Here is a 20,790-nt window from a genome sequence, read left to right as displayed (position 1 = left end):
CGCCCGCCTATCCTGAGGCCATGCGTGTGCTGATCGTCGAGGACGAGCTCTTCCTCGCCGAGGCGATCCGCGACGGCCTCCGCCTCGAGGCCATCTCGGCCGGCCTCGCCGCCGACGGCGATACCGCGCTCGAGCAGCTGGCGATCACCGCGTACGACGTGGTCGTGCTCGACCGCGACATCCCCGGCCCGAACGGTGACGAGATCGCGCGCCACCTCTCCCAGCAGACCGGGGCGCCCCGCATCCTCATGCTGACCGCGGCCGATCGGCTGGACGACAAGGCGTCGGGCTTCGAGTCCGGTGCCGACGACTACCTGACCAAGCCGTTCGCGATGCGCGAGCTCGTGCTGCGACTGCGTGCGCTGGCGCGGCGCTCGGCCAGCTCCGCTCCCCCGATCCGCGAGTTCGGCGGCGTGAGGCTCGATCCCTTCCGCCGCGAGGTCTACCGCGATGGACGGTACATCGCGCTGACACGCAAGCAGTTCGCCGTGCTCGAGGTGCTCCTCAGCGCCGGCGGTGGTGTCATCAGCGCCGAGGCGCTGCTCGAACGCGCCTGGGACGAGAACGCGGACCCGTTCACGAACGCGGTCCGCATCACGATCTCCACGCTCCGCAAACGGCTCGGCGAGCCCTGGGTCATCGAGACCGTGCCGGGTGTCGGATACCGGATGTCGGAACCCGCGCTGTGATCGCCCGCCGCCGCGGGCTCTCCCTGCGGGTCTCACTCACCCTCAGCTACGCCGGGTTCCTGGTCGTCGCGGGCGCGGTGCTCTTCGGCGTCGGGCTGCTGGCCCTGCGGTTCGTGCCGAGCGGCGACCTGTTCAGCCAGTCGACGGGCGGGTGGGCGCCCGGACGCGGCGACCTCACCGACGTCTTCGTCAAGTACGCGTGGTGGGCTCTGGCCGCCCTCCTCGTCGTCGGACTCGTCGGCGGCTGGTTCCTCGCGGGGTGGATGCTCGCGCCGCTCGGACGGGTCACCGAAGTAGTCGGCCGGGCCGATGCCGGAACGCTTCACCGCCGAATCGCGCTGCGCGGACGCCGGAACGAGCTGACCGACCTCGCCGACGCCTTCGACGACATGCTCGACCGGATCGAACGCGCTGTCGCAGAGGAATCGCGGTTCGCGGCGAACGCGTCGCACGAGCTGCGCACCCCGCATGCCGTCATCCGGACGATCATCGAGGTGGCGCGCGCCGATCCGGGCGGCCGCGACGTCGACCTCGTCCTGAGCAGGGTCGCCGAGACGAACGAGCGGGCGATCGCCACGACGGAGGCCCTGCTCGACCTCGCGCGCGCCGGACGATCCGGCCTCGACTTCGCGCCGGTCGACCTCGCAGCCCTGGTCGAGCAGGTCGTCGCAGACGCACGCGACGGCGCGGATGAGGCGGCCCGTGGAGGGTCACCGAGCATCCGCGAGGAGCGGGGGCCGGCCACGGCGCGCGGGAACGCCGCCCTCCTCCGGCAGCTGGTGTCGAACCTCGTCGCCAATGCCCTCATCCACAACCTCCCGGACGGGGCCGAGGTCGCCGTACGCACCCGGACGGCACCCGATGGCTCAGCGCTGCTCGAGATCGCCAACACCGGTCCCGACCTCGATCCGGCTCGCGTCGCAACGCTCACGGAGCCGTTCGTGCGCGCGGGAGACCGGACCCGCGCGGCATCCGACCGGGGGATCGGTCTCGGACTGACGATCGTCTCGGCCATCGTCCGCAGCCATCGCGGCGATCTGCGGATCACCCCGCGTGAGGGCGGGGGCCTGATCGTCCGCGTGACACTGCCCGGCGCCTGACAGCGCCTAGGCCGTCTCGGCCCGGCTCTGACACTCGATGCACGCGGGAGCGTAGGGCACCGCTTCCAGGCGTGCCGGCGCGATCGCGCGGCCGCATCCGACGCAGCGCCCGTACGAGCCCGCGTCGACGCGATCCAGGGCCTCGGTGATCAGGGTGATCGTGGCGCGGTGCGATGCGGCGGTCTGATATGCCACCGGGTCGACGGAAGGAACCGCGCGCGGCTCGATATCCTGCAGCAGCTCGCGGCGTTCGGCGAGCAGCGCTTCGAGGCGCATTCGAACGTCGCTCGACGTCGCGTCGGCGGTCTTTTCCATTTTTCTTCCGTTCTGATTTTTCTGGTGCGCGAAAAACCCCGGTCTCAAGCCTGCAAGGGCGAAACAACGGGGCGGTGACCACCCACCATAGCCAGTCCGCACAGAAAAGCAAGCTGCGCCGAGGCGGCCCGAAAAGCGGATTTGACTTCTTTTTCTTCCGGGCTATGGTCGGGAGTCACACGCCAGCCACGAGGGGAAGCGAGTTCTCATGTCGACCAAGACACCACGCACACGAGGCGACAAAAAGGCGCCGCAATTGTCGTTGAAAGAAAAACGCGCGGCCAAGCGCGAGAAGCAGGAGGACGGCGCGTTCCTGAAGCCCCGCAAGGGGTCCTCCCGCTGACACCGCGAGCGCGCATGCGGGATATCCCTTGGCGCATCTCGAATCGATTCGATACACTGATTGACGGCGGCGCTCCGGCGCCGCCGTTGTCGTGCCCGCATCTTCTCGAAGGCCACCGCGATGTCCCGCACCCTCACCACCGGCAGCCCCTGGCGCGTCATCCTCGCGTTCTCGGTGCCTCTCCTGATCGGCAACGTGGTGCAGCAGATGTACCACATCGTCGATGCGGTCGTGGTCGGGCGCTGGCTCGGCGTCGACTCTCTCGCCGCCGTCGGCGCGACCGGCTCGATGCTGTTCCTGCTCATCGGGTTCGCGTGGGGACTCACCTCCGGATTCGCGATCCCGACGGCGCAGGCCTTCGGCGCGGGCGATCACGCCGCGGTCCGCCGGTCGGTCGCGGCCGGCGCCACGCTGACCGCGATGACGAGCGTCGTCCTCACCGTCGTGGCTCCGTTCCTGTCGCGTCCCCTGCTCGAACTGCTGCAGACTCCCCCCGAGCTCCTCGATGATGCGACGACCTTCGCCGTCGTCAGCTTCCTCGGCGCCGGGGCGACGATGTTCTTCAACTACCTGGCGGCGATCATCCGCGCGATCGGCGACTCCCGCACTCCGCTGATCTTCCTGACGGTGGCATGCGTCTTCAACGTCGTGCTCGTCGTGCTGATGGTCGGGCCGCTCGGATGGGGCGTCGGTGGCGCCGCCCTGGCGACGGTCGTGTCGCAGGCGTTGTCGGTCGGGCTGTGCCTCGACTACATCCGCCGCCGCATCCCGGTCCTGCGCATGCGGCGCGCCGACTGGCGCATCACGCGCGCCGACCTCGCCCTGCACCTGCGACTCGGACTGCCGATGGGTTTCCAGGCGTCGATCATCGCGATCGGCACGCTCGCGGTGCAGGTGCGCCTGAACGAGCTCGGCGCCGACGCCGTCGCCGCCTACACGACCGCTTCACGCGTCGACGGGCTCGCGATCGCTCTGCTGCAGTCGCTGGGACTCGCCGTCTCGATGTTCGTCGCGCAGAACTACGGCGGTGGACGTCCCGACCGCATCCGCCAGGGCGTCGCACAGGCGACGTGGATGGCCGTGATCGGCGCTGTCGGACTCGGCGCGGTGCTCATCACTCTCGGGGCGCCGCTCGTCCGCCTGTTCGTCGGTGACGGCTCGGACGACGTGGTCTCGCTCGCCGCCCTCATGCTGATCATCAACGGCGCGACCTATACGGCGCTGGGCGTCCTGTTCGTGCTCCGCGGGGCGCTGCAGGGCCTCGGCCACACTCTCGTGCCGACCATCACCGGAATCGTCGAGCTCTTCATGCGCGCCGGAGCCGCTGTCGTGCTCGGCGCGCTCATCGGTTTCGCGGGGGTCGCGTGGAGCAACCCCCTCGCCTGGCTCGGTGCCACCGCCATCCTGATCCCGGCCTACCTGCGAGCGCGTCGCGAACTCGCGAGCATGCCGGTCGCACGCGCGGATCACATCAGCGCGGCCACGACTCCCGTTCCGGTCGTCGGCCCCGCGAGCGGATCGATGGTCGTCGATGCGGTGGTCACGCAGCCGGTCCCCGTCGTCCCGGCCCGGCGACGCCGGCGTACGGTCGCCGCAGCGCTGCGCCGCAGCCGCGGCTGACCCCCGGGTGACCTGCGGATCAGCTCGCGGATGAACCGGGGCGTGATGCCCGGCGTGGCGTCCGCTTGACGGGGGCGGCTGCCGCCGCGGGCTCTTCGGCGCGCGGCTCCACGGCGGGCTCCGCGGGAGCGTCCGTCACCGGAGCCTTCCGGCTGCGGGGTGCCCGCTTCGGCCGAGTGGGCGCCTCGGCATCGGCCCCGGCTTCGGCTTCGGCTTCGGTATCGGCTTCATCCGACGGTGTCTTCGGAGCGGCGGCCCGGCTCCGCGAAGCGCGCTTCGGCCGAACCGGGGCGTCGGTCGAAGGCTCGGTCTCAGCCGGAACGGACTCGGCGACGGGCTCGACGTCAGCCGCGGGGGCGGACGCCGCATCGGTGCTCGGAGCCGGCGCAGCCTCGTCCGTCTGCGTCTCCGTCGACGCGTCGGCGTCCGTCGCGCGCTTCGCGGCGGTGCGGGCACCGGTTCTGCGAGGGGTCCGGGTCTTCGACTCGCCGCTCGCCGACGTCGTCTCCGCTTCGGACTTCGCGCTCGTCTTCGCCGCTGTCCTCCCGCCGGTCTTCTTCCCGGCCCGGCCCGCAGCGGGCGCCTCATCCGTGACCGGAGCGGCGTCAGCCGAAACCGCCGGCTCGTCAGTGCTCGCGACGTCCGACGTCTCGGTCGCGTCGGATGCCGGCGCGGGCTCGATAGTTGCCACGCCGGCCGCCGTCTCCGTGCTCTCCGACGGCGCTGCGGACGCTGCGGCGTTGCCGCGCGCCGCCGACGAGACCGCGTCGAGAGCCGCATCCAGGGCTGCGCCCAGCGTGAGCTGCTCGATCATCGGACGGCGGTTGCGCGGCGTCGATCCGCTCGTCGGTTCTGCCGGAGGCATCGCCCGCGAGCCCTCGTCACGCGCCTCGGCGGCGACCTCCGGGGCCGGCGGCTCAGCGTCCTGCGCGGCGCTCTTGGCGCGGGACGGCTTGCGCCGCGAGCGACCGCCGGTCGTCCCGGCTTCGGCCTCGCCGCGAGCGTCGCCGCGCCCCTTCGCGGACGCATCCGCAGGGGTGTCGTCGGAGCCCTTCACGCCCGCTGCGTCCTTCGGGCGAAGCGACATCCCGCCCGGCTTCGACTCGATCGTGAACAGCCCCACCGCCCGCACGAGATCCGAGAGTTTCGCGTAACCCCAGTTGCGGGGGTCGAAGTCGGGCTGCTGCTTGCGCATGAGCTGCCCCACCGTCCCGAGGTCGGACCAGCCGTCATCGGCGGAAGCCGTCTCGACGGCGCTCCGGAGGAGAGCCACGAGGCGCGCATCGCCGCGCAGCGCCGCGGACGTCCAGCGCTCAGCCGTCGTCGAGCGGGCGGCATCCTTCTCGTCGACGACTCCGAGCACCTCGAGGTAGGTGAACTGATCGCAGGCGTTGCGGAAGGCCTCGGGCGTCTTCCGCTCGCCGAAGCCGTAGACGGTCACACCCTCCTCGCGGATGCGCGAGGCGAGGCGCGTGAAGTCGCTGTCGCTCGAGACGATGCAGAACCCCTGGAATCGGCGCGTGTACAGCAGGTCCATCGCGTCGATGATCAGCGCACTGTCGGTCGCGTTCTTGCCCGTCGTGTTGTCGAACTGCTGCATCGGCTGGATGACGTGCTCGCTCGCGGCATCCTTCCATCCGCGCAGCTGCGACTTGGTCCAGTCGCCGTACACGCGCTTGACCGAGGCGGTGCCGTAGGTGGCGATCTCGGCGAGTACTCCGCCGATCCGCGATGGCGAGACGTTGTCGGCATCGACGAGGACGGCGAGGAGATCGCTCTGCTGAGGCATACCTCCAGCATGTCATTGACGGCGGGCCGGAGCACTGTCAAGCCGCTCCCGCCGCTCCCGCGCCCGCCGTAGCGTGAGGTCCGATGACACTCGAACGCCAGCCCCCGCTGCACCGTCCGACCGTCTCGGTCGTGATCCCGGTGAAAGACGATGCTGTGATGCTGCGGCGGTGTCTGCGCGCTCTCGCCCAGCAGTCCGAACAGCCCGATGAGATCGTCGTCGTCGACAACGGTTCACGCGACGACTCCGCCGAGGTCGCGCGAGCCGCGGGTGCACGGGTCGTCGAGTGCGTGACCGCCGGCATCCCGGCGGCGGCCGCCACCGGCTACGACCATGCGACCGGCGATCTCGTGCTGCGCCTGGACGCCGATTCGCTTCCGGATCCGACGTGGGTCGCGGACTTCCGTCGCGACTTCGCCCAGCGGCCTGACGTCGATGTCCTGACCGGCGCCGCGCACTTCGTCGACGGGCCCCGCGCCCTGCGGGTACCGCTCGCAGCGACGTACCTGGGACTCTATGCACTGCTGGGCTTCGCCGCTCTCGGCCACCTGCCGTTGTTCGGCTCCAACCTCGCCTTCCGTCGCGCGGCCTGGCGCAGCGTACGGACGGAGGTCCACCGCGGCGACGCAGAGGTGCACGACGACTTCGACCTCGCGTTCCACCTCGGCGGGCGACACCGCATCGCGTACTCGCGCCGTGCCGACATGGGGATCTCGATGCGACCCTTCGACGACGGGCGAGCCTTCCGCACGCGTATCGCCCGCGGCTTCCGCACCGTCCTCACCCACTGGCCGGACGAGCTGCCGCACCGCCGCGTCGCCCGGCGGCTCCGCCGCGCGCAGCGCGTGGCCCCGGAGCACCCGGCCTCGGCGCTGTCCGCGCAGGTCAGCCCATGACGGTCTCGACGGGCACGGCTGCGGCGATGCCGCGCATGTTCGGTCCCGACGAGATGCATCCTCACGACCTCCACGTCGCGACCTGGAACATCCGGCGCCGCATCGACGGCCCCACCTGGCCCCCGAACGACCGTTGGTCGGTGCGCGGCCGGCGCCTGGCCACGGTGCTCCACGCCGACCCGCCCGCCATCCTCGGAACGCAGGAGGCGATGCCCGATCAGGCCGACCTGGTGCGCGCCTCGCTCGGCACGGCCTACCGCTTCGTCGGTCATGGCCGGGGCGCCGACGGCCGCGGCGAAGGCTGCCCGATCTTCTTCGACAGCGACCGGCTGCAGCTCACCGGTCACGAGCAGCTCGCTCTCTCCGAGACGCCCGAGGTCGCGGGATCGATGTCGTGGGGCAATCCCGTGCCGCGGGTGGTGGTCCGGGCCGCCTTCCGCGATCGGGTCACCGGCAGCGGCCTGACCGTTCTCAACACCCATCTCGACGTGTTCTCCGCGCGGTCACGGCTGCGCTCGGCATGGCTCCTGCACGACCTCGCCGCCGAGACCGCGGGCCCGGTGGTCGTCATGGGCGACATGAACGCCGGGCCGGGTTCGGCACCTCTCGCGGCGTTGTTCAGCAGCGACCTGGTGGATGCGTGGCATGCGGCGGAGGTCCGGACGACCCCGCTCTGGGACACCTACGGCGGATATCACCCACCGCGCGTGCGGAAAGGCCCGATCGACTGGATCGCGGTCGACCGGCGCACCCGCGTCATGCGCGCCGCGGTCGACACCCGGACGAGCGACGGCGCCGCGCCCTCCGATCACCTCGGGATGCACATCCTCCTCCGCCTGAGCAGGGAGCAGTCGTGAGCCGGCCCGTCATGATCGACAACTTCCTCCGACCGCCCCGCACCACGAGCGCTGTCGCCGCGGACGCGGTGCGGCTGTGCGGCGTCCTCAGCATCGTGGTCGCGGTGCTGTGGTTCGAGCCCACGGACGCCGGCATCCTCGCCTTCGCCCTTCCCGCACTCGTCGCACCGCGGTTCGTCGGCGTCCGTCCCGCATTCGACATCGTGTGCGGCATCACGGTCCTGGTGGCGGCGTGGAGCAACGTCGTCGATCTGTATCGCAGCGTCCCACCGTGGGACATCCCCGTGCATCTCGTTTGCACGGGCGTCCTCGCAGCGCTCGCCTACATCGCGGCGGCTCGGGTCTCGATCGTGCCGCTTCCCGGCGCCGCGGGCTTCCGGCGGCGGACCGGCCTCATCAACACGACGGCGTTCGGTCTCGCCTTCGCCGCCCTCTGGGAGATCGTGGAGTGGGTCGGCAAGGCGTTCGTCGACACCATCCTCGTGACCTACGACGACACGATCGGCGACATGGCCGTCGGTGGACTCGGCGCGCTGATCGCCGGCATCCTCGTGGCCCGCGTGCGGCTGACAGTCGAGCGCACGCCCGCGGCGGGCAGCGACGCCGACCACGACGCCGCGGGCGTCACGCCCTCCCGGTGAGGATGAGGTTCCAGTAGACCCAGGGCAGCACGCGCCGGTCGAAGAACCACGACAGCGCGCTCTCGCGGTACATGCGGCGGAAGAAGGGGATCGTCGGCATGAGATCGCCGGTGGGCCCGAACTCGGCCCACACGACGCTCGAACGCGACACCGTCATCGGGCATACGCCGTAGCCGTCGTACCGCGCACGGGGTTCGCCACCCGAGGCGACGGCCGCGAGGTTCTTCGCGAGCACCATGGTCTGCTTGCGCAGCGCTCCCCCGCTCTTCGAGTTCGTCGTCGCGGCGGCGTCACCGATGGCCCACACGTTGCCGAAGCGCGTGTGGCGGAGGGTCTCGGGGTCGACGTCGACGAACCCGTCCGCATCGCCGTCCGCTGCCAGGCCCGAGGCGCGGATCCAGTCGGGCGCCGACTGCGGCGGCACCACGTTGACGAGATCGAACCGGAGGCGTTCGATGCCGGAGGGCGAGCCGATGACGACTTCGGAAGCCGCGGCATCCACCTCGATCAACGCGCTCTGCGTCCGCAGCTCGATGCCGTAACGGTCGATCGCCCGCTGGATCTCGTGGTCGAAGGCCGGGATGCCGAACACGGTGCTCTCCGGCACGACGAGGACGACTCTGATGTCGTCGAGCACACCGGTGCGCTGCCAGTAATCGCACGCCTGGTACATGGGTTTCTGCGAGGCACCCGCACACGAGGCGGGGCCTGCGGGCTGCGTGAAGACGACGGTGCCCTGCCGCAGATCGCGCAGGCGCAGCGACGTGCGCGCCGCGAGGTCGCCCTCGTAGTGCGTGGTGACGTCGCCCGTGCCGATCGACTCGGCGAGGCCCGGAACGCTCGCCCAGTCCTTCTGCATCCCGGGGCTGAGGACGAGGTGGTCGTAGCCGATCTCGTCGCCCGAGATCAGGCGGACGACCGATCGACGCGGGTCGACCGAGACGACGGCATCCTGGATCCACCGGACGCCGTCGGGGATGACGCTGCGCTGTGGCCGGACCGTCTCGCTGATGCGCGCGGTGCCGCCGGCGACGTGCGAGAACAGCGGCTGATACTCGTGGACGTCCTTCGGCTCGATCAGCGCGATGTCGTCGAGTCCGCGCCGCTGCAATCGAGCCGCGGCGGACACCCCGCCGTTGCCGCCGCCGACCACGACGATCCGGTGATGCGCGTTGTGCGACCGGGTCGCTCGGGGATCGGATGCTGCGTCTGCCGTCGCCATGCGACCACGGTAGGTGGCAGGCGCGGAACGACCGAGGTGCTTGCGTCGCGCGACGGCGGGGTCTAGAGCGTCTCGGTGATGTAGATGAGCACGAAGATCGCGAGAGACCCGACGGCGAGGATGCCCATCGCGACGGCCAGCCGCCGATTGCGGACGGGGGCATCGGCCGACGACCGGGCGGCGACGACCATCATCGCCCAGCCGACGACCGCGAAGATGATGCCGACCGCGGGCAACGCCGTCTGCAGCTGGAATGCCAGCACGTAGAGCACGATCGCGACCGCGGCCAGGACGCCCGCGGGCACGAGCCACCGCGAGGCCGATCCGTGCCGGAAGCTGGCCTGATTGGTGAGATCGGTGGGATCGGGCCGGGGGTGGCGGTCCGGCATCTGCTCTGGTCCGTGGGGCTCGTTGCGCTTGTCGACCATGTCGTCCTCCCGTTCGCCCCCACGGTATGCGCTCCCCGCGCCCCCGCCGACCCCCTTGCGCATCACGCGCCGAGCACGCACCGTCCGCGCGAGAACGCACCCTGCACGGTGCGCTTTCGGCGCGACGGTGCGTACTCGCGCAGCACAGCCGGCGCGGGCGGGTCAGCGGGCGAGGGCGACCATCTCGGCACTCCGGTCCCAGAGCTCGCGGGCGAGGTCGGCGTCGGTCGCATTGCGGTGGGAGCGGGTCGGACGGTCGTTCTCGTAGTAGGCGCCGGGCACCCAGTCACGGTTGGGGATGCCGTCGGCGAGGAAGACCAGTCGAGCGCCGCCCTCGTCGGTGGTCGTGAGCAGGCGCCGGGCGAGTGGGTTGTGGTAGACCCAGCGGAGCGGGCCGGGAACGTTCGCGGCGAACTGCGTCGCGACGACGCCGGGGTGGAACGCGGCCGCCGAGATGCCCTGTTCGCCGAACCGGGTCTGGAGTTCCCGCGTGAACAGGATGTCGGCGAGCTTGGCGTTGCCGTAGGCGATGCGTCCCGAGTAGTGCTTCGCCGCGTTCAGGTCGGTGACGTCGAACCGTGAGAACAGGCGAGCCGCCACACTCGCCGTCTGGATGACGGATGCCTCGCTCTCGATGAGCCGCTCGAGCAGCAGGTTCGTCAGCAGGAACCCGGCGAGGTGATTGACCTGGAAGGTCTGCTCGTAGCCGTCGACGGTGAGGGCACGCGGGCCGAAGATGCCGCCGGCGTTGTTGGCGAGCACGTCGATGCGCGGATACGCCTCGAGCAGCTCGTCGGAGAGCCGACGCACCTGCGCGAGCTCGGCGTAGTCGGCCAGGTGGTAGGGCGCGCCGAGCTCGCTGGCGAGAGCCCGCGTCTTCTCCGGCGAACGCCCGACGAGCACGACCCGGTGCCCTTCTCGCGCGAGGCGCCGCGCCGCGGCCGCCCCGATTCCGTCGCTGGCTCCCGTGATGACGATCGTGCGCATGCCCGCAGTCTCGCAGGCTCCGGCCGGTCGGCGGCAGTGCTGGCGCATCCGACCCCGGTGTGTCAACGGCTTCTCCCCCGGTTCCGCCGGCGGAAGGATCGCGGCAACCGAAGCACAACGGAAGGAGCCGGCATGGCTCAGGAACTGTCGAAGGGCGACCGCGTCAGCTGGGACACCTCCCAAGGGCGGACGCAGGGGAAGATCGTCGAGAAGAAGGAGAAGGACTTCCAGTTCGCGGGTCAGAAGTTCACAGCATCCGCCGACGACCCCGCCTTCATCGTCGAGTCGGAGAAGAGCGGCGACCAGGCGGCCCACAAGCGTTCGGCGCTGCGCAAGCTCAGCGATTGAGCGGCTGCCACCCCGCAGCGCGACGAGAGGCCCCTCCGCCGAACGGAGGGGCCTCTCGTCGTAGCCGTCAGCGTCGAGGTCAGTTCTCGATGTCGCCGCGCCAGGCTCCGGTCTCGGTGCCGCGCGACTCGATGAACTCCTTGAAGCGCGTGAGGTCCTTCTTCACGGCGTGGTCGTCGATGCCGATGGCCGCGCCGACCGACTCGACGAAGCCCTCGGGCTTCCAGTCCAGCTGAACCGTGACGCGGGTCTCGTTGTCGCTGAGCTTGTGGAAGGTCACGACACCGGCGTGCTCGTCCTTGCCGCCGACGCTGTTCCAGGCGACACGCTCGTCGGGGTGCTGCTCGGTGATCTTCGCGGTGAACTCGCGCTCAGCCCCGCCGATCTTGACCTTCCAGTGGGTCGTGCCGTCGTCGAGCTGGGTGACCGACTCGACGAAGCTGAGGAAGTGCGGGAACGACTCGAACTGCGTCCACTGGTTGTAGGCGACGGAGACGGGAACGTCGACGTCGATGGTCTCGATGATGCGAGCCATGGGCGGCTCCTTTCGTTTCGATTGCGGGGCTGTCACCATGCTTCGCCGTCACCGGCGCCATCGCGACCGACTTGCGACCTCGACGGTCGGCTGGTAGGCCAGGGGCGGAGTCAGTCGAGTCCGCGTACCGGCACCCCGAGCCATTCGGCCAGGTCGCGGATCTCCGCCTCGACCATCTCGCGCTCCTCGCTCTCCCAGGGCACGAGCTCGTGCAGCGCCGCGACGACGAGGTTCTCCTTCGGTTTGTCGAGCGCCGCGTCGAGGAGGCCGATGAACCGGTCGCCGCAGAGGATGGGATGCGCGAAGTAGCCGTAGACGCGCTGCGCCTTCGGCACGAACTGCTCGAGCTTGTAGGTGAAATCGAAGGCCTCGACCAGTCGCGGCCGGTCAAACAGCATTCCGTCGTACGGATTGAGGATCGCCACCCTCCCGCCGGGGTCGTCGTCGATGGCTTCGAGCGCCCGCGGGTCGACCCGCCACTTCCACGTGCTGCCCTCGACGGAGGCCGGCTCGCCGGCCATCCCGACCCCCGACCACGACGACTTCTGCCGCGCGAGCCCCGCGCCCTGCAGGCGGCGCTCGTCGAGGATCGCCCCCGCCTCGTCGTAGGTCAGGTCAGCGGGCTCGGGACCACGCGCCCGCTCGGCGACATCCCAGCGGCGCAGCCGACCGGCACGCCCCACGACCGCGACCTCGCCGAGGCGCTCGAGCAGGTCGAGCATGCGCGGCACCTGGTTGTCGCTGTACCAGCCGCTGTCGTTGCCGGCGGGCACGGCGGCGGTGTCGGGGATGTCGGCCGCCAGCAGCGGTCCGTCCGTGCGCAGGCGCGCCAGCACGTCGGCCCGGAACGCGCTGTTGGCCTCGAGCCACGCCGCGGTGCTCTCGCGCACAGGACGCATCCGCATCCGCACGCGCATCGCGGGCAGCATGCTCGCGGGGTGGAACGATCCGGCGTACTCGAAGAGGTGTCGGTCGTCTTCGACGGCCTTCGTCAGCTGCCCCGGCTCATATCCCCAGCCGATCCTCGCCCACGGGATGGCCTGCTCGCTGGGCGCGATGACGGCCGTCGGGTCGATCTTGATGGCGCCGATCTGCTCGGCCACCTCGACGACGTCGCCGGGACGGTCTGCCTCGAGCAGCTGCGCCCGCACGATGACGCGGCGCGCCTGCTCGCGCGTGAGCCGATGCGGTTCCATGCGATGACGCTACCGCCGACCCCCGACCGCGACGCTCAGAAGCGGGCGACCCACTCGGGAACGGTCGCCGTCGCCGGGCCGAGCAGGACGTCGTCGAACAGGCGAAGGTCCTCGTAGGCCTCGAGGTTCAGCAGAGCGGTGCGGGCCCCGGCTTCCGCCGCCACCGCGACGAGGGATGCCGCGGGCGTGACCGCCCCCGACGTCCCGATCACCCAGAACTGCTCGCACAGCGCCACCGCGTCGAAGATGTCGTCGAGCCCATATACCGCCTCACCGAACCAGACCACGTCGGGGCGGAGCGCTCGGGCTCCGCACACGGGGCAGGGCGGCCCGTCGGCGAGGTCGCCGTGCCACCGCATCCGCTCTCCGCACGCCTCGCAGAGCGCCGACTCGAGCTCGCCGTGGATGTGGCTGACGCGCACCGACCCGGCACGCTCGTGCAGATCGTCGATGTTCTGCGTGACGATGAGCACATCGCCCGGGCGCCGTGCTTCGAGGTCGGCGAGCGCGATATGCGCCGCATTGGGCTCCGCGGCGGCCGCCGCGCGACGACGCTCGTCGTAGAACGCGTGGACGAGAGCCGGGTCGGCCGCATAGCCCTCGGGAGTCGCGACATCCTCGATGCGGTGGTCCTCCCAGAGTCCGTCGGCGGCGCGGAACGTACGGATGCCCGACTCGGCGGAGATACCGGCCCCCGTGAGGACGACGATTCGCGCCACCGTCAGCGCCGCGCCGTCAGGTCGGGGGCGAGAGCCTCGCGCTCGTCGAAGACGAAGCACTCTCCGTTCCAGTGCGCACCGCCCGCGTGCTCGAAGTAGCCGAGGATCCCGCCCTCGAGCTGGTAGGCGTCGACCCCCTCCTCGCGCAGGACGATCGCCGCCTTCTCGCAGCGAATACCTCCCGTGCAGAAGCTGACGACCGTCTTATCGGCGAGCTGGTCGCGATGCGCGGCCGCAGCATCCGGGAACTGGGTGAACCGTTCGATCCGCCAGTCGACGGCGCCCACGAAGGTGCCGTAGTCGACCTCGAACGCGTTGCGGGTGTCGAGCAGCACGATCTCGCGGCCGGTGTCGTCGTGGCCCTGGTCGAGCCAGCGCCGTAGGTCGTCGGGCGACACGCTGGGCGCGCGTTCGGCGGCGGGGCGGATCGCGGGGCGGTCCATGCGGATGATCTCGCGCTTGACCTTCACGAGCATCCGGCCGAACGGCTGTTCGTCGGACCAGCTCTCCTTGGCCGTCAGCGCTGCGAAGCGCTCGTCGGCGCACAGGTCGTCGAGGAAGCCTCGGACATCGCTCTCCGGACCGGCGAGGAACAGGTTGATCCCCTCCTCGGCCAGCAGGATCGTGCCCTTGAGCCCCGCGCCCGCGGCACGCTCGCGCAGCACCTCGCGCAGTTCGGCGGGGTCGGCGATGTGCGTGAAGAGATACGCCGAGACGTTGAGAACGGATGCCACGCCTCCAGCCTACGAAACGCGCGGCCGCACACGGATCGGGCGCAGTTCCCGATCTTCGCCGCAGAAGAATCTGCGCGCGATGCCGAGAACTGCGCCCGAAGCCGAAGCCGGAACGGCCCGAGGGGGGTCAGTTCACCTCGGAGGGGTGGGCGCTCACGCGGCCCGAGCCGTCGCCCGGGTCGAGCGCCGAGATCGCGTCGACCTGCGCCGTGGTGAGCTCGAAGTCGAACAGCGATGCGTTCTCGACCATGCGCTCGCGGCTGACCGTCTTGGGGAAGACGATGAAGCCACGCTGCAGGTGCCAGCGCAGCACGACCTGAGCCGGGCTCTTGCCGTGCGCGGCGGCTGCCTCGGCGACGGGCTCGGCGCCGAACAGGTCGTACTTGCCCTGACCGAGCGGACCCCACGACTCGATGCGCACGCCCTTGTCGGTCGCCCAGTCGACGACATCCTTCTGCTGGTAGGCCGGGTGCAGCTCGATCTGGTTGACGGCGGGGAGCACACCGGTCTCGGCGTGGATCTTCTCGAGGTGCTCGACGAGGTGGTTCGAGACGCCGATCGAGCGGGCGTGGCCCGCGTCGCGCAGCTCGATGAGCTTCTGCCACGCGTTGACGTAGTTGCCGTTGGCGGGGGCCGGCCAGTGCACGAGGTAGAGGTCGACGTGGTCGAGCCCGAGCTTCTCGAGGCTCTCGGAGAGTGCCTTGCGGGGCTCATCGCCGCCCTGGCGGTCGTTCCACAGCTTGGTCGTGATGAACAGCTCGTCACGCGGGATGCCGCTCGCGGCGATGGCGCGGCCGACGCCCTCCTCGTTGCCGTAGATCGCGGCGGTGTCGATGTGGCGGTAGCCCGCCTCGAAGGCCTCGGAGACGAGACGCTCGGTCTCGGCCGGGTCGACCTTGAAGACGCCGTAGCCGAGCTGCGGGATCTCGAAGCCGGAGTTGAGTGACACGTTCGGAACGTGGATCTGATCTGCCATGAGTCCACCCTACGAGCGCGCTCCGACCGCGTCGCCGGGATTGACGCGGGGCGCTCCGAGGGGCATGGCAGCACTCAGCCGGCGAGCGCGTGCAGGGCGTCGCCGGTGAGGCGCTGCGTCGTCCATTCCGTCATGGGCTCGGCTCCGATCGAGCGGTAGAACGCGATCGAGGGGGCGTTCCAGTCGAGGACGGTCCACTCGAGCCGTGAGTACCCGCGCTCGACGCAGACCTCGGCGAGCGAGGCGATCAGCGCCTTGCCGTAGCCGGTGCCGCGCTGCGATTCGTCGACGAAGAGGTCTTCGAGCCAGATGCCGTGGCGTCCCGTCCAGGTCGAATAGGTCAGGAACCAGATCGCGATGCCCATGATCGCGCCGTCGCGCTCGACCACGTGGCAGAAGGCGCGGGGCTCTGTTCCGAACAGCGTCTCGGTGAGCATCTCGGCGGTGTTCTCGACGGCATCCGGTTCGCGCTCGTAGACGGCGAGGGCGTGGATGCAGGCGAGGATGCCGGTCTCGTCACCGGGGCGGGCGGCGCGCAGGACAGCGCCGCCGGTAAGGTCGCGCGGGGTCATCCCGCCAGCGTATCGAGCGTGGCGTCCGCCGCCACGCCGCGCCAACTCCTCACTTTCGGGCGTTGCCCGCACCGGACGGCCCGGGATGCCCGCGATGGCCGCCGAGACGACCTCCGACCATGAGGAGTTAGCGCGAGCGTCGGGAATCACCCGACGAGCGGGCCGCCGTGCCGCCAGTACCCGAGGAACGAGATGCGCTCCTTCGGCATGCCGACCTCGGCGGTCAGGAACCGGCGGATGCCGGTGACGACGCCCGACTCGCCGGCGAGCCACACGCCGTAGCCCGGGTCGGCCGCGGCGGCGGCACCGTGCTCCGCGGCCCAGGACCGCACCGCCGTGGAGAGGGCGTCGTCGCCGGCGCGGTGCTCGACACGCGTCACGAGGGCACGGTCGGCGATCGATCGCGTGACGAGGTCGTCGGCGGGGTCCGCCGCGCCGACGATCACGTGCGGCTGCGCCTCCTCCGGCAGCGAGTCGACGATGTTCCGCAGGGCGGGGAAAGCCGTCTCGTCGCCCACGAGGAGGAAACGGCTCGCCTCGCCCGGCGTCCAATGGATGCCGTATCCCGTCCATCCCATCCGCACGTCGGGTCCCGTGATGACGAGCGGGTCGCCGGGGCGGGCGGCCAGGGCCCATGCCGAGGCGGGGCCGACGGGCTCGTGCAGGAAGAAGTCGACGTCGATCTCGCGTTCGGCGACGCGAATCGCCGACGGCGTATAGGTGCGCAGCACGTTGCGGTCGTCCTCGTCGAGCGCCTTCCACCGGGCGTACCAGTCGGAGGGGTGCGGGGTCGGCTCGTCGAGCAGGCCGAACTCGGCGAGCCCCGGGTGTGGGCGCCCGGGCATCGGCAACACGATCTTGATGCGCTGGTCGAGCCCCCACGGCGCGAAGTTCGCCAGCGCCTCCCCGCGAAGGGTGATGCGGATGAAGCCGGGGCTCAGTCTCGCCACGGCGGCGACCTCGACGACGAAGGCGCTGTACGCCCAGGGACGCTCAAGGCTCACGGTGCTTCCTCCCCCGTCACTGCCCTGGGCCGACGCGCGCGCAGCGGCACGACGAGCGGCCCACCCGTGACCGGATCATCGACGACGACGTTCGCGAGCCCGAAGACCTCCTGCACCCGCTCGCTCGTGATCACCTCCGCCGGGGGTCCCTCCGCGAGGATGCGCCCGTCTCGCATCGCGACGATGCGGCTCGCGTACCGGGCGGCGTGGTTCAGGTCGTGGAGCACCGCGACGATCGTACGGCCCCGCTCGTTCAGCTCGGCGAAGAGCTCCATCAGGTCGACCTGGTGGGCCATATCAAGGAACGTCGTCGGCTCGTCGAGCAGCAGCAGGTCCGTCTGCTGCGCCAGGACCATTGCGACCCAGACGCGCTGCCGCTGGCCGCCCGAGAGGGCCTCGACCGCGCGCGAGGCGAGCTGCGTCGTCCCGGTCGCCGCCAGCGCCTCGTCGACGGCCGCATCATCGGCGGCCGACCACTGCCGGAAGAGGTTCTGGTGCGGATAGCGCCCGCGTCCGACGAGCTCGCGTACGGTGATGCCCTCGGGCGCGATCGCCGATTGCGGCAGCAGACCCAGTCGGCGGGCGACCTCCTTCGCGGGCAGCTCGGTGATCGCGCGCCCGTCGAGCACGATGTTCCCCGCACGCGGCGCGAGCAGGCGCGACACGCCGCGCAGAAGAGTGGATTTGCCGCAGGCGTTGGGCCCGATGATGACGGTGAACGACCCGGGCTCGATTCGTACCGACAGATCGCGGACGATCTCGGCGCCGTCGTAGGCGAGGGTCACGGACTCGGCGGCGAGCGATGTCGCCGAAGGGAACGGGTCAGGCACGGCGGCGGACCTCCAGCACGATCATGAGGACGAGGTAGGCGCCGCCGAGCGAGACGGTGACGACGCCGACGGGAAGCGGAGCGGGCAGCACGTGCTGCGCGATGAGGTCGGAGGCGATCAGCAGCACGGCGCCGATCAGGGCGGAGAGCCCGAGCGACAGGTGCGGAGTGCGCGCGATGAGGCGCCCCACCTGCGGCGCGGCCAGCGCGACGAAGGCGATGGGACCGCCGACGGTCGTCGCGGCCGCGACCAGCACGACCCCGACCAGCAGCGCGAGCGTGCGAACGAGCTGCGGTCGGGCGCCGGTGGCGGCAGCGAGGTCGTCACCGAGCTCGAGCTGACGCAGCCGCGGTACGAGCGCGAACGACAGGGCGACGAACGGCACCGCACACGCGAGTGCACCGGCCACCGCCGGAGCCGTGACGCCGTTGAGACTGCCTGCGCCCCAGGCCGAGGCGAACATCGCGGTCTCGAGCTCGATCTGCAGCAGCATCCAGGTGTTGAGCGACGCGAGCATCGCCGAGACGCCGATGCCGACGACGATGAGGCGGAACCCCTGCAACCCGCCGCGCCAGGCGAGCGCCCAGATCGCGACCGCGGTGCCGAGAGCACCGATCAGCGAGCCGCCCACGAGCACCGGCCAGCTCGACGACACCAGAACGAGCGCGGCGAGCATCCCGGTGAACGCTCCGCTCGACAGCCCCAGGATGTCGGGGCTCGCGAGCGGATTGCGGGTGACGGTCTGGAAGAGCGCCCCCGCGATCCCGAGGATAGCCCCCACGCCGAGGGCTCCGAGCGCTCGCGGCAGCCGCCACTCGCGGACGACGGTCTGCACGAGCGCATCGTCGCTCGCGCCGGCCAGCGCCGCGATGACATCGCCCGGCGCGACGGGGAACGTACCGGCGCCGAGGGCGACGACCAGCAGGACGCCCGCGACCACGAGAGCAGCCATCCCGACGACGACGCTGCGCAGGCGGACGGGAACGTGCAGTCCACCGACCCGCAGGCGCAGCATCCGCGGCCCGCCGCTCACAGTGCGCTCGCCCGGCGTCGGCGCGCGAGCGCGATGAGGATCGGAGCTCCCACGAACGCCGTGACGATGCCGGCCGGCAGTTCCGCGGGCGCGATGAGCACGCGCCCCACGACGTCCGCGGCGAGCACGACGACCGGGGCGAGCAGGGCGCTGACGGCGAGGATCACCCGGTGATCGGCACCGAACAGCCAGCGTGCGATGTGCGGCACCATGAGCCCGACGAACGAGATCGGCCCCGCCAGTGCCGTCGCCGCCCCGGCCAGGAGGGTCACCGCGACGGTGACGCCGATCCGGATGCCGGCGAGGTTCGCCCCCTGCGCCCGAGCGACGTCATCGCCCAGTGCGACGGCGTTGAGTCCGGCGCCGAGCACGAGCGCCAGGACGAGCCCGAGCGCGATGAAGGGCGCGACCGGCACGATGGTGTCCCAGCCGCGACCCAGGAGCGACCCGGCGTTCCAGCTGCGCATCGCGTCGAAGGCGTCGGGATCGCTGAGCACGATGCCCGTCGTGATGCCCGACAGCACGGCACCGAGCGCGACACCCGCGAGCGTGAGCCGGATCGGTCCCGCCGCCCCGCGCCCGCCCGAGCCGATCAGGTAGACGGCGACCGTAACGACGAGTGCGCCGACGAACGCGAACCAGACCGCTCCCGACGTCGCGTGGACGCCGAGGACCGCCATTCCGAGCGCGACCGCGAGAGCGGCGCCGGCGTTGACTCCGAGGATGCCGGGATCAGCGAGCGGATTACGCGTGAAGGCCTGCATCAACGCTCCGGCGACACCGAGGGCAGCACCCGCGATAAGCCCCACGACCGTCCGCGGAACGCGGAGCTCGGCGACGACGAACGTCGCCTCGGGCGAGCCCTCGCCGCGCAGCACCCCGATGACGGTGTCGAGTGACAGCGGATTCGCCCCGACGGCCAGGGATGCCGCGACGACGAGCACCAGGGCCAGGGCGATCGCGGCCCCCGCCGCCGCGCGTCCGGCTCTCGAGCTCACCGCCCGTCGAGGAAGCGCTCGATGTCGCTCAGCACGCTCTGGGCGCCGCGCGGACCGACACCGGCCACCCAGGTGCTCGTGTCGACGAGGGTCACCGACGGGAAGGCATTCGCGTTCTGGGTGATCGCCGCCGGAACCGCCGATGCGTCGGTCGTGTCGGATGCCGTGACGAAGACGGCGTCCGCACGCGCGTCGAGGACGTTCTCGGGAGAGATGTCGGCCTGCAGTCCGTCGGCCCAGTCGTGCGCGGGCGTCGTGTAGCCGACGCACTCGAGCAGGCTGCCCGCGAACGAGACGGGTCCGTACAGGCTGAGGGTCGTCTCGTCGCGGGGGCGGATGACCTGTGCCGTCTTGCCGGCGAGATCGTGGGCTTCGCCGATTTCGGCGCAGCGGTCGTCGACGGCGGCGATCTGCGCCGCGACCTCATCCTCGCGCCCGAGCGCCTCGCCGATCAGCTCCGCGTTGTCACGCCACGGGTCCGCCTGCGTCGCGATGAAGACTGTCGGGGCGATCGCGGACAGCTGGTCGTACAGCTTCGAGTGACGCGCCTCGGTTCCGAGGATGAGATCGGGCTTGAGCGCGGCGATCGCCTCGAGGTCGGGCTCGGGTACCGTGCCGACCGGTTGAACGCCATCGACGCCGAGGTAGGCGGGGATCCCCGCGACGTTACTCGCGACCGCGGCTCCGACCGGCGTGATGCCGACGGAGACCGCGGTGTCGAGTTCGAGGGGCTCGAGGGTCACGACGCGCTGGGGCTGCTCGGGAATCTCGGTGACGCCGCGGGCGTGCTCGACGGAGCGAGCCGCGGCGCTGGCCTCAGGGGCGACGTCGGCCGCAGAGGGCTGCGCCGCACATCCGGCCACGACGAGGGCCGCGGCGGCCGAGATGGCGACGGCGCTCAGGGCGCGCCGAAGGGGACGAGACAGCATGTGGGGGCCTTCCCTCGGGTCGATCTCGC

Annotated in this window: 24 protein-coding genes; 8 read left to right on the top strand and 16 right to left on the bottom strand. The window is 71.0% G+C overall.

All coding sequences use genetic code 11. The features are described 5' to 3' along the window. The first annotated feature begins 20 nt into the window (after positions 1 to 20). Positions 21 to 689: a response regulator transcription factor gene (locus P6897_RS04605; RefSeq protein ID WP_282502234.1), complete on the top strand. Its 669-nt coding sequence runs from the start codon at positions 21 to 23 to the stop codon at positions 687 to 689. Continuing rightward, positions 686 to 1,789 carry a HAMP domain-containing sensor histidine kinase gene (locus tag P6897_RS04600; RefSeq protein ID WP_323987379.1) on the top strand — a complete coding sequence of 368 codons (1,104 nt, stop codon included), beginning with the start codon at positions 686 to 688 and terminating at the stop codon, positions 1,787 to 1,789. The genes P6897_RS04605 and P6897_RS04600 overlap by 4 nt, the downstream gene beginning before the upstream one ends. A 6-nt stretch (positions 1,790 to 1,795) precedes the next feature. Here P6897_RS04600 and P6897_RS04595 read toward each other — a convergent pair whose 3' ends face one another. Continuing rightward, the gene (locus P6897_RS04595) at positions 1,796 to 2,065 is read right to left on the bottom strand and encodes a TraR/DksA family transcriptional regulator (RefSeq protein WP_282502233.1); all 270 of its coding nucleotides are present in this window, start codon (positions 2,063 to 2,065) and stop codon (positions 1,796 to 1,798) included. A 247-nt stretch (positions 2,066 to 2,312) separates the two neighbouring features. On the opposite strand from P6897_RS04595, the gene P6897_RS04590 reads away from it, so the two are divergent. Further along, positions 2,313 to 2,447, top strand: coding sequence for a hypothetical protein (locus tag P6897_RS04590; protein ID WP_274177495.1), 135 nt, complete (start codon positions 2,313 to 2,315; stop codon positions 2,445 to 2,447). A gap of 120 nt (positions 2,448 to 2,567) precedes the next feature. Then, entirely contained in the window at positions 2,568 to 4,067 is a 1,500-nt protein-coding gene (locus P6897_RS04585) for an MATE family efflux transporter (protein ID WP_282502232.1), read from the top strand. A gap of 19 nt (positions 4,068 to 4,086) precedes the next feature. On the opposite strand, the gene P6897_RS04580 is transcribed toward P6897_RS04585, so the two are convergent. Further along, complete coding sequence (locus tag P6897_RS04580) at positions 4,087 to 5,856, bottom strand: NYN domain-containing protein (RefSeq protein ID WP_282502231.1); 1,770 nt, start codon at positions 5,854 to 5,856, stop codon at positions 4,087 to 4,089. An 83-nt stretch (positions 5,857 to 5,939) separates the two neighbouring features. On the opposite strand from P6897_RS04580, the gene P6897_RS04575 reads away from it, so the two are divergent. The 3 genes from P6897_RS04575 to P6897_RS04565 are packed head-to-tail and all read left to right on the top strand — an operon-like array spanning position 5,940 to position 8,250. Next, a complete protein-coding gene (locus P6897_RS04575) occupies positions 5,940 to 6,752 on the top strand; it encodes a glycosyltransferase family 2 protein (RefSeq protein ID WP_282502230.1) in 813 nt (270 codons plus the stop codon). Then, on the top strand, positions 6,749 to 7,609 hold the full coding sequence (locus P6897_RS04570) for an endonuclease/exonuclease/phosphatase family protein (protein WP_282502229.1): 861 nt from the start codon (positions 6,749 to 6,751) through the stop codon (positions 7,607 to 7,609). Before P6897_RS04575 ends, P6897_RS04570 begins: the two co-directional genes overlap by 4 nt. Beyond that, positions 7,606 to 8,250 (top strand): hypothetical protein, encoded by a 645-nt coding sequence (locus P6897_RS04565; RefSeq protein WP_282502228.1) that lies wholly within the window; start codon positions 7,606 to 7,608, stop codon positions 8,248 to 8,250. The genes P6897_RS04570 and P6897_RS04565 overlap by 4 nt, the downstream gene beginning before the upstream one ends. Here P6897_RS04565 and P6897_RS04560 read toward each other — a convergent pair. The 3 genes from P6897_RS04560 to P6897_RS04550 form a co-directional block, all read right to left on the bottom strand. Next, entirely contained in the window at positions 8,234 to 9,472 is a 1,239-nt protein-coding gene (locus tag P6897_RS04560; protein WP_282502227.1) for an FAD/NAD(P)-binding oxidoreductase, read from the bottom strand. The two genes, P6897_RS04565 and P6897_RS04560, sit on opposite strands and share 17 nt — an antisense overlap. A gap of 62 nt (positions 9,473 to 9,534) precedes the next feature. Next, entirely contained in the window at positions 9,535 to 9,900 is a 366-nt protein-coding gene (locus P6897_RS04555; protein WP_269267484.1) for a hypothetical protein, read from the bottom strand. 162 nt (positions 9,901 to 10,062) lie between these two features. Then, positions 10,063 to 10,887 (bottom strand): SDR family NAD(P)-dependent oxidoreductase, encoded by an 825-nt coding sequence (locus P6897_RS04550; RefSeq protein ID WP_282502226.1) that lies wholly within the window; start codon positions 10,885 to 10,887, stop codon positions 10,063 to 10,065. A 132-nt stretch (positions 10,888 to 11,019) separates the two neighbouring features. Between P6897_RS04550 and P6897_RS04545 the strand changes: the two genes are divergently transcribed. Then, positions 11,020 to 11,235, top strand: a complete 216-nt coding sequence (locus tag P6897_RS04545; RefSeq protein WP_282502225.1) for a DUF2945 domain-containing protein — start codon at positions 11,020 to 11,022, stop codon at positions 11,233 to 11,235. 79 nt (positions 11,236 to 11,314) lie between these two features. On the opposite strand, the gene P6897_RS04540 is transcribed toward P6897_RS04545, so the two are convergent. The 11 genes from P6897_RS04540 to P6897_RS04490 form a co-directional block, all read right to left on the bottom strand. After that, positions 11,315 to 11,770: an SRPBCC family protein gene (locus P6897_RS04540; RefSeq protein ID WP_023951935.1), complete on the bottom strand. Its 456-nt coding sequence runs from the start codon at positions 11,768 to 11,770 to the stop codon at positions 11,315 to 11,317. 110 nt (positions 11,771 to 11,880) lie between these two features. Beyond that, a complete protein-coding gene (locus tag P6897_RS04535) occupies positions 11,881 to 12,966 on the bottom strand; it encodes a crosslink repair DNA glycosylase YcaQ family protein (RefSeq protein WP_282502224.1) in 1,086 nt (361 codons plus the stop codon). A 35-nt stretch (positions 12,967 to 13,001) separates the two neighbouring features. Continuing rightward, entirely contained in the window at positions 13,002 to 13,685 is a 684-nt protein-coding gene (locus P6897_RS04530) for an NAD-dependent deacylase (protein WP_282502223.1), read from the bottom strand. A gap of 2 nt (positions 13,686 to 13,687) precedes the next feature. Continuing rightward, positions 13,688 to 14,419, bottom strand: coding sequence for a sulfurtransferase (locus P6897_RS04525; RefSeq protein ID WP_282502221.1), 732 nt, complete (start codon positions 14,417 to 14,419; stop codon positions 13,688 to 13,690). Positions 14,420 to 14,546: 127 nt separating this feature from the next. Continuing rightward, entirely contained in the window at positions 14,547 to 15,395 is an 849-nt protein-coding gene (locus tag P6897_RS04520) for an aldo/keto reductase (protein ID WP_282502220.1), read from the bottom strand. A gap of 74 nt (positions 15,396 to 15,469) precedes the next feature. Next, entirely contained in the window at positions 15,470 to 15,967 is a 498-nt protein-coding gene (locus P6897_RS04515) for a GNAT family N-acetyltransferase (protein ID WP_282502219.1), read from the bottom strand. A 146-nt stretch (positions 15,968 to 16,113) separates the two neighbouring features. Next, positions 16,114 to 16,971, bottom strand: a complete 858-nt coding sequence (locus P6897_RS04510) for a siderophore-interacting protein (RefSeq protein ID WP_274177482.1) — start codon at positions 16,969 to 16,971, stop codon at positions 16,114 to 16,116. After that, positions 16,968 to 17,801 (bottom strand): ABC transporter ATP-binding protein, encoded by an 834-nt coding sequence (locus P6897_RS04505; protein ID WP_282502218.1) that lies wholly within the window; start codon positions 17,799 to 17,801, stop codon positions 16,968 to 16,970. The genes P6897_RS04510 and P6897_RS04505 overlap by 4 nt, the downstream gene beginning before the upstream one ends. Continuing rightward, positions 17,794 to 18,834, bottom strand: a complete 1,041-nt coding sequence (locus P6897_RS04500) for an iron chelate uptake ABC transporter family permease subunit (RefSeq protein ID WP_274177480.1) — start codon at positions 18,832 to 18,834, stop codon at positions 17,794 to 17,796. The genes P6897_RS04505 and P6897_RS04500 overlap by 8 nt, the downstream gene beginning before the upstream one ends. Beyond that, entirely contained in the window at positions 18,831 to 19,832 is a 1,002-nt protein-coding gene (locus tag P6897_RS04495) for an iron chelate uptake ABC transporter family permease subunit (RefSeq protein WP_282502217.1), read from the bottom strand. Before P6897_RS04495 ends, P6897_RS04500 begins: the two co-directional genes overlap by 4 nt. Next, positions 19,829 to 20,761 carry an iron-siderophore ABC transporter substrate-binding protein gene (locus P6897_RS04490; protein WP_282502216.1) on the bottom strand — a complete coding sequence of 311 codons (933 nt, stop codon included), beginning with the start codon at positions 20,759 to 20,761 and terminating at the stop codon, positions 19,829 to 19,831. The genes P6897_RS04495 and P6897_RS04490 overlap by 4 nt, the downstream gene beginning before the upstream one ends. Positions 20,762 to 20,790 lie beyond the last annotated feature (29 nt).

Source organism: Microbacterium sp. BDGP8 (assembly GCF_029991045.1).
GTDB classification, from domain to species: Bacteria; Actinomycetota; Actinomycetes; order Actinomycetales; family Microbacteriaceae; genus Microbacterium; species Microbacterium plantarum.
The sequence above is the reverse complement of the archived record's forward strand: the minus strand, read 5'-3'. Positions and strand labels throughout refer to the sequence as shown.